Source organism: Amphibacillus indicireducens, from assembly GCF_039539605.1.
In the GTDB taxonomy this organism is placed as follows: Bacteria; Bacillota; Bacilli; order Bacillales; family Amphibacillaceae; genus Amphibacillus; species Amphibacillus indicireducens.
This window is the reverse complement of record NZ_BAABDL010000133.1, coordinates 1-9,221: the sequence shown is the minus strand read 5'-3', so window position 1 is coordinate 9,221 and position 9,221 is coordinate 1. Positions and strand designations below refer to the sequence as shown.

Annotated in this window: 6 protein-coding genes; 5 read left to right on the top strand and 1 reads right to left on the bottom strand. The window is 36.2% G+C overall.

What is annotated here, in order from left to right:
• Positions 1 to 130: 130 nt before the first annotated feature.
• Positions 131 to 1,888 (bottom strand): glycoside hydrolase family 13 protein, encoded by a 1,758-nt coding sequence (locus ABD814_RS11995; protein WP_344913503.1) that lies wholly within the window; start codon positions 1,886 to 1,888, stop codon positions 131 to 133.
• Between the two features lie 335 nt (positions 1,889 to 2,223).
• Here ABD814_RS11995 and ABD814_RS11990 point away from each other — a divergent pair, with 335 nt between their 5' ends.
• From ABD814_RS11990 to ABD814_RS11970, 5 genes are all read left to right on the top strand, one after another.
• Entirely contained in the window at positions 2,224 to 3,249 is a 1,026-nt protein-coding gene (locus ABD814_RS11990; protein ID WP_344913500.1) for a LacI family DNA-binding transcriptional regulator, read from the top strand.
• Between the two features lie 204 nt (positions 3,250 to 3,453).
• Positions 3,454 to 5,169 carry a methyl-accepting chemotaxis protein gene (locus tag ABD814_RS11985; RefSeq protein ID WP_344913497.1) on the top strand — a complete coding sequence of 572 codons (1,716 nt, stop codon included), beginning with the start codon at positions 3,454 to 3,456 and terminating at the stop codon, positions 5,167 to 5,169.
• 340 nt (positions 5,170 to 5,509) lie between these two features.
• Complete coding sequence (locus ABD814_RS11980; protein WP_344913494.1) at positions 5,510 to 6,826, top strand: sugar ABC transporter substrate-binding protein; 1,317 nt, start codon at positions 5,510 to 5,512, stop codon at positions 6,824 to 6,826.
• 71 nt (positions 6,827 to 6,897) lie between these two features.
• Positions 6,898 to 8,223: a sugar ABC transporter permease gene (locus tag ABD814_RS11975; protein ID WP_344913491.1), complete on the top strand. Its 1,326-nt coding sequence runs from the start codon at positions 6,898 to 6,900 to the stop codon at positions 8,221 to 8,223.
• Positions 8,224 to 8,246: 23 nt separating this feature from the next.
• Positions 8,247 to 9,089, top strand: coding sequence for a sugar ABC transporter permease (locus ABD814_RS11970; RefSeq protein WP_344913506.1), 843 nt, complete (start codon positions 8,247 to 8,249; stop codon positions 9,087 to 9,089).
• Positions 9,090 to 9,221 lie beyond the last annotated feature (132 nt).

Sequence of the window (9,221 nt, the reverse complement as noted above, 5' to 3'; positions counted from 1 at the left end):
ACAGCCATAACCCTTCATGTATATGGGGTCATGGCTGTTTTTTCTTTGTTTTAACTGCAAAACTCAGGTTATTTGCGCTCTAATTATATAGTCAAACGAATCTGCCGTCAATAAGAATTTGGAAAATCAACTAAATAATTTGGAAACACTGAAATCCGTAGCGGGATAAAGTTACTTGACCTTGCTCATTTAACGCTGTTGATTGATCTGCAAATAATTGTTTTACCTGAACATTCGCTAATTCCGGGACAGATATAATTTGTTCAGTCTCATTGTTATTGATCACAAAAATCAATTCTTTATCTAAGTGTTGTTTTCGATAAACAAAACCATTCGATTTTTCATCAGCATGGAGGATTTGGAAACGGCCATTTCCACCAAACGCAGGAACATCTTTGCGTAATTGGATTAGGTTTTGCACAAATTGATGTAATTCTAAATCTTGTTTTGCCTGATCCCACTCCATACATGCACGACAGCCAGGATCCTCTCCACCGTCCATACCAATTTCATCACCATAATAAATACATGGTGAACCAATAAACGTCAACAAGAATAAATACATTAATCGAACACGATCTTTACTTTGGTTAGCTAAAGTCAGAATTCGAGCTGTATCATGACTATCTAATAAATTAAATAGATACATTTGGACATTTTCAGGGTACATATGCAAAATTTCAGTTAGACGATTTTTGAATTCTTTCACGTTAATTTTTTGGTTACCGAGGTAGTCAATCACACTATCAGTAAATGGATAATTCATCACCGCATCAAATTGATCACCTTGTAACCACCTCATCGAATCATGCCAGATCTCACCTAAAATGTAGACATCAGGTTTGATTTTGCGGACTTCTTCGCGAAAAGCTCTCCAAAAAGCATGGTCGACTTCATTGGCAACATCAAGTCGCCAACCATCGATATCAAATTCTTCAACCCAATAGCGAGCAACTTTTAATAAATAATCTTTTACTTCTGGATGTGCAGTATTCAGTTTTGGCATATTTGCAACAAAACCAAATGCATCATAATTTGGGCGCTCGCCAGGTTTTACAGGGAAATCGTGAATGTGGAACCAATCTTTATATTTTGATTTTTCACCGTTGGCAAGTACATCTTGAAACGGTTCAAAATAAAATCCACTATGATTAAAGACTGCATCAAGCATGACACGAATCCCACGCTCATGACAAGCAGCAACAAGTTCTTTTAATTTATCCTTATCACCAAATTGTGGATCGATTTCAAAGTAATCAATCGTATCGTATTTATGATTCGAGCCTGCTGTAAATATTGGTGTAAAATAGATCCCGTTAATCCCGAGATCAACTAAATAGTCTAAGTGATCAATGATCCCTTGAAAATCACCACCAAAGTAGTTAGTCGGTGTTGGTTCATGTTTACCCCAAGCTAAAGTTCCTTCAGGGTTTAATGATGGATCGCCATTGGCAAATCGTTCAGGGAATATTTGATACCAAACCGTATCTTTAACCCATTCAGGCGCATCAAATGTATCAACAGCATGTAAATATGGTAAACAGAAATAATAGCCAATCAATTTAGGTGGTTCATCATAGTGACCACGCTCAGTGAAATAACTCACTTCACCATTAATCGACTCACAGCGAAAAGCATAGCGTAAGCGGCGATGTTCAGGTTTGATCTCAACCTTCCAATAATCCAACATGTCAGTGGAACCAGACTTTTGCATTGGTTTTAGCTGATAGTTCCAGTCTTTACCGGTGAAGTCGTATGGATCACCATGGACTAACGAAACAGACTTCAGGTCATCTGCTTTAGCTTGTAATAAAATGTGAACGGTTTCATTGTCGTAATTGTACAAATACTGATTAATTGGTTTATGGTAGATCGCTTCTTTAATCATTTTTACCCCTCCATTATGTTATTTGGTAAATCGGTTGCACAAAAAGGTCGAGTTGACCCTTGAAAACTCGATTTCGTGAATACTCGACTCAACTATAAATGATTAAACAAAAATCGTCAATTTAATCGATGAAAAATAGCGAATTAAGTTTTTAAAAAGCCACTGATCGTGTATACTTATGTTAGTTATTAGTTGAGAAAGTATCAATCGTTTGCATGATAGCGCAAAAATATTGCACAAGATCCTTGTTTAAATGGTTAAGTGATGATATTGTTTTTATTAGCGGTCTTATCAAAGAACGAAATAGATTATAAGTGAAAGAGGATGAAAGTGTTATGGCTGTTACAATTAAAGATGTTGCAAAAAAAGCAAATGTTGCACCATCGACGGTATCTCGAGTTATTTCAGATAACCCGAGAATTAGTGATGCAACTAAAAAACGAGTCAGAAAAGCGATGGAAGAGTTAGGTTATCATCCTAATGTGAATGCAAGAAACTTGGCCATTCGTTCAACACAGGCAATCGGTGTGATTATGCCTTCATCCGCTGAAACGTCACTACAAAACCCATTCTTCCCGGAAGTGTTACGTGGGATTGGAAGTATGGCACTTGAAACAGGCTATTCATTGTACGTTTCAACAGGTGGTGATGATACTCAATCATTTGAAGAAGTAAAGCGTATGGTATATGGCAATCGTGTTGATGGAATCATTTTGTTATACTCACGAAGAAATGATCCAATCATGAATTTTTTAGTTAAAGAAAAATTCCCGTTTGTATTAGTTGGTAAGCCATATAAAAAGGAAAGTCAGATTACTTATGTTGATAATGACAACATCCAGGCTAGTAAGAAAATGACTGAACATCTGATTGAATTAGGACATCGACGGATCGCATACTTAGGTGGAACGACAGACCTTGTCGTGACAACGGATCGATTAGATGGCTACAAGCAGGCTTTGTCAGCTGCAAATATTCCGATTAATGAGAAATTTATTATTCACGATGAGTTTTTACGTTCAAGTGGTCGAAAAGCAGTTGAAAAGTTATTTTCATTTAGTGAGCCACCAACTGCAATCCTTGTTGCTGATGATATGATGAGTCTTGGTGTAATTAATATGCTTGAAGAACTTGGAATCGAGTGTCCAGAAGATGTTTCGATTACGAGTTTCAACAATTTATATTTATCTGAAATTACTCGGCCATCACTAACGACAGTTGATATTAATATTTATAGTCTAGGTATTCAGAGTGCAAAGTCATTGATTGAACGTTTAAAAGCAAAAGATGAGCCAGTAAAACGTGTCATCGTTCCATTTGAAATTAAATATCGCAACTCGACAAGAGCATTAACAGAATAGTAAACCAAAGCGCGTGTGCCTTTTATTATAGAAGGAACACGCGCTTTTTTTGAGGCGTCTTCTTGTTTAAGAAATAATTTAGCGAATAGTGTGGATAAAAAGAACTATCCGTGTTAAACTGTCGGTAAGCGAAATCAATTGCGCTAAAGTTTGTCGTTTTTGCACTGATAAAGATAACATTAGCTTTAGAAAGGTCGTGGGAAGTTGGCTAAGAAAAAAATTGACAAAAAGAAAATGAAAGCGGGCTCACAACGAATATTAATTCGACGCTTGTATGGCTTAATCGCAATTATTGTGATTACATGTATCGTAACAGCCGGACTTATTTATTATAATAGCTCGAATGTAAGTACTCAAAGTGAAAACTTAGAAGTGACGGCCTCTATGCAACAAGATTTTTCAGAACTAGTCAATCATTTGAACCAAACAAGTATTATTTATTATCAACTAGCCACATCTGGGTACAATCAGTCCTTAACGGAAGATGCAGCTAATCATTTAATAGCAGCGGAATCAATTTTTACTGAATTACAAGCACAGATAGATGGTGATGAATCATTAGATCATTATTTTAACAATTTATCGGAAGCGATTATCTCATATCAAGAGATATATGAAGAAAACTTTACATCAATCTATTTAGGTGATGAAGCTGATCGAATCGCTAGCCGAGTTGTGCTCGTGATCACTAGGAATGAAGATGTGATTAATCTAGTCAACGAACGAATTCAAAATCAACTGGCAGAACGAAGAGATCAAGTCTCTGATCAATTACAACAGACGTTAACACGTTCTGATACGATCATTACAATTGCAATTGCGGTTCTGATCGTTGTACCACTACTAATATTAATTTTATTCGCTCGCAATTTAAATAGTGGTGTGAACTTAGTGATGAAACGAATTAAAGCGTATCATAATGGTGATTTAAATTATCAACAGTCAACAAAAAGAAAAGATGAATTTGCTGAAATTGATCGTCGCTTAGCAGAAATGGGTAAACGATTAAGCTCGATTATTAATCGAAATCAGCAGATTAGTCAAGACGTGTTAAATGTAGTAACAACGACATCAGAAAAATCATCCGATCAATTAAAAGGGATGAGTGAGATCGAAATGATGATGGCTGAATTTTCAGCAGAGATGGAACGCCAAACAGATTTCACTGGGACAATATCAGCGACAACAGAAGAATTGTCTTCAAGTGCAGAAGAAATTCAGTCATCAATTAGCAAAGTTAGTTTACAATTGCGGGAATTAGAAAATGTTTCAAATCATGGTTTAAATTTAATGGATCAATTAGAAAAAACAGCAAATAATTTAAATAGTAAAACATCGTCGACATCGGCTCGTGTTGATCAGATGAAAGAACAACTCGAACACATTACTTCATTTGTTCAAGGGATTGATGAAATTGCAGATCAAACGAACTTATTAGCGATCAATGCTTCAATTGAAGCAGCTAAAGCAGGTAAAGAAGGGCGAAGTTTTGCAGTTGTAGCGACTGAAATTAGAAAATTATCACAAGGAACAAATGAATTTTCTGACCAAATCAAACAAGTACTTGAAAAGTTAAATTCAGAAGTTAGCGATGTCGTGACGGATTTTGATTTATTTGAGGCAGAGAGCTTAGCTACATTAGAAAGCACTGTTGAATCTGCAACATTATTTAAGCAAATTTCGACAGATAATACGCAGGTCACTCAAGCCCACAATGAAATTGATGAATCGATTTTAGAAATTAATCAAGCGATTGAAAATGTTGTTGAGTCTGTTACAGAACTTGCTGATGGCGCAAACGTATTGCAAGAAAAGAGTCATTCTGTTGCTCAAATTGTCGAAGCCCAAACAGTCAGACAAGGAGAGTTAGTTGATGAGGTTGAATCGCTAAAAGAAATTGCCAATCAATTAAATGATTAATTTATCAATTAATTAAGCGTTTTCAAAGAAAATAAAACTTTTTTCAAAAAAGGGTTGTATTTTTTATATGAACAGTAGTATAATGAAGTTGTTAATTGGTGCAAGCGGTTTCCTAAATCGAGATTTTAGACATCGCTTAATCAGTTAATCCAATCAACCGCAGTTACTTAACGTGCAGGTCTAAGTTGGTTAACTACAGTTATCCTAGAGGAACTTTTTTAATAAAGGTGAGAAGTGACTTGAGGAAAACAGATTTGATCGATTTAAATCTAGAACGAAGAGTAATAGCTAAGTGGTTGAATTAATATTATTATTCTATTAAATTAGAGGGGGAAGACAAATGGGTAAAAGTAAATCATTTTGGTTAACAGCAGTATTGTTGTTGGTTATGTCTATGTTTTTAGTTGCGTGTGGAGGGGATTCAACAGAAGAAACTGAAGCTCCAGCTGATCCAGACACTGAAGAAGTAGAAGATGATGCAACAGATGATGCAGAGGATACTGAAGATGCAGATGTTCCTGAAAAACCTGAATCATTAACAATGTGGGTTAACGATGAAGAAGCACAACTTGATGCATATGAGCAAATCGTTGCAAATTTCGAAGCAGAGTATGGTATTGATGTAAACATTACACCATATAGTATGTTAGAACAACTAGATGGAATGAGCTTAGATGGACCATCTGGTCAAGGTCCAGATTTATTCTTCCAACCACATGACCGTTTGGGAGATGTACACTTACAAGGTTTAGCAGCTGAATTGGAGTTAACTGATGATCAAGCAGCTCGCTTAGCTGAGTATAACCAAGATGCAGTAACTGCATTTAGCTATGACGGAATCCAATACGGAATTCCAGCTGTTGTTGAGACATATGCATTGTTCTACAACACTGATTTAGTTCCAGAAGCTCCACAAACAATGGACAAGTTAATGGAAATTGCACGTGACTTAACAGGAGACGGTCAATATGGTTTCTTAATGGAAGCACTTAACTTCTATTTCGTATATCCGTTCCTAACAGGACCAGGTGGTTATACATTCGCACAAGATGCTAACGGTGTCTATGACGCTTCAGATATCGGATTGAATAACGCTGGTTCAGTAGAAGGTGCAAAAACAATTCAAGCATGGTTTGAAGAAGGATTAATACCACATGGTATTGATGGAGATATTCTAAACGGTTTATTCATGGAAGGTAAAGCTGCAATGGTTGTTAATGGTCCATGGGCAATTCCTGATTATGTAAATGCACTTGGTGATAAAGTGAAAATCGCTCCACTTCCAGAAGAGAATGGCGAAAGATTAAGCTCATTCTCTGGTAATAAAGGTTGGTTAGTTAACTTCTATAGTGACAACCAGTACTGGGCAACTGAATTAGCGTTGTTCATTACAAACGAAGCAAGCTCAACAATCTACTTTGAAACTGCTGGTGAGTTACCTGCACATACAGCTGTTAATATTGAAGATCCATTGATGGATGCAATCTTTGAGCAGACGCAATATGCAGAGCCAATGCCAAACATTCCTGAAATGTCACAAGTTTGGGAACCAATTGGTGACGCGTTAACGTTCATTTCTCAAGGTGACGATCCACAAGAAGTTCTAGATGAGGCAGTTGAAATTATTAAAAGTGAAATTGCTATAATGGGACAATAAGTTTTAAAAAGAGGCGGGATTGAGAGCGTTTAACCTCTCAATCCCAACTTTTTATTAGGAGGGAAAGGCAAATGGCTACAAAAGAAAGTCGTAAGATAGAAAACAATCATGAGAGTTCGGCTAATTCAGAATCAAATCATAATCCTACACTAGCTTTGATACTCTCACTTATCCCCGGACTTGGACAGGTTTATAACAAACGTTATATCAAAGGTGCAGTAATCTTCGTTTTATTTGCCGCTTTTGTGATTGTTATGCATGATTTTATGACAACAAGTCTTCAAGGCTTGATTACACTAGGTGAAATAGAGAGAGAACATGATTCACGTGTGTTTTTAAGTCAAGGTATTATTAGTTTAATCTTTTTAACATTTTTCATCGTTTTCTACGTGTTAAATTTACAAGATGCACGCCGTGATGCATTAAAGATTAAAAGAGGTTGGAAAGTTACAGGTGTAATTGAAGGTTTCAAAAATGCATGGGATGCAGGATTCCCGTATCTTTTAGTAAGTCCTGGTTTACTATTACTTATATTTGTTGTTTTATTCCCACTGCTGTTTATGGGTTTTCTCGCGTTTACGAACTATAATTTGTATAATGCACCACCGAGACACTTACTCGAATGGGTTGGGTTTTCCAATTTCATCAATTTATTCACAATTGGTGAATGGCGATCAACATTTGTAAATGTTCTGTCGTGGACACTAATTTGGACATTTGCAGCCACAACACTTTCGATAGTTGTTGCGATGTTCTTAGCAGTTATGACGAATGATAAACGATTGAAGTTTAAAAAGTTAATTCGAACGCTATTGATATTACCTTGGGCAGTGCCAGCCTTCGTTACTATCATTATTTTCTCTGCATTATTTAATGATAACTTTGGGGCAATTAATGCTGATATCATTCAACCGTTATTCGGTGTCACGATTCCATGGTTAACGAATGCAACTTGGACGAAAGTCGCTTTAATTATGATTCAAACGTGGCTAGGCTTTCCATTTATTTATGCATTATTTACGGGTGTTCTACAAGGGGTATCGAGCGATTGGTATGAAGCTGCCGATATGGATGGGGCATCTCGTTGGCAAAAGTTTCGCCATATAACTTTTCCACATTTAATGTTTGCGACGGGTCCATTGTTAATTACACAGTTTACAGGTAATTTTAACAACTTTAATATTATTTATCTATTTAATAATGGTGGGCCACCAGTTCGAGGTCAATCAGCAGGTGGGACCGATATTCTAATATCATGGATCTTCAATTTAACATTTACAAATTTTCAATATAGTATGGCTGCCGCTATATCGATTATTTTAGGAATTATGGTGGCGACATTTGCGTTTTTCCAATTCCGTCGCTCTAAATCCTTTACAGAGGAGGGCCAATACTAATGTCTAAAGAAACGAAAAGAACAATGAGTAGAAAAACGAAAAATACAATTGAATTAACACTGATGTATTTGGTTATTGCGGTAATGGCTGTAATCATTATTTATCCATTAGCTTGGACTTTTGGTATGTCTTTAAATCCAAGCTCTAGTTTATTCGGAGCATCAATCATTCCTGAAAACTGGTCGTTTGTCCATTATGAATGGTTATTCACAAACCCGAGAAGTAATTATTTACTCTGGTATCGAAATACATTAACAGTTGCTGCATCAGCATCTTTAATCGGAACATTGATTACATGTTTTACTGCATATGCATTCTCGCGTTATCGTTTTAAAGGCAGAACATACGGGCTTTATGCATTTTTGTTGTTACAAATGTTCCCAGTTTTAATGGCGATGGTTGCACTGTATATTTTACTGAATACAATTGGGTTATTAGATAGCTTGCTCGGTTTAATTATTATTTATATCGGTGGGGGTATCCCGATGAACTCTTTCTTAGTGAAAGGCTATTTCGATACATTACCACAGGAATTAGATGAATCAGCGAAAATGGATGGTGCAGGTCACTTTAGAATATTTTTCCAAATTCTATTACCACTTGCCAAACCAATTTTAGCTGTTGTTGCATTATTCAATTTTATGGGTCCATTTATGGACTTTATCACACCACGTATTGTACTCAGAAGTCCTGAAAACTTTACGTTAGCACTCGGTTTATTTAACTTTGTTAATGACCAATTCGCTAATAATTTCACTCGATTTGCTGCAGGTGCAATTTTAATTGCTGTGCCAATTGCTACTGTTTATTTATTCTTACAGAAGTATTTAATCGGTGGTCTGGCGTCAGGAGCAACAAAAGGTTAAATTTAATAAAGAAGTTAATATTAAAAACCCGAACGGAAAATGTTCGGGTTTTTAGTATTGTGTGCCCAGCATGGGTTCAGACTATAGGGTGAAAGTCCCGAACAGTGAAGACAGTAGTAGCTGTAGCTTAAG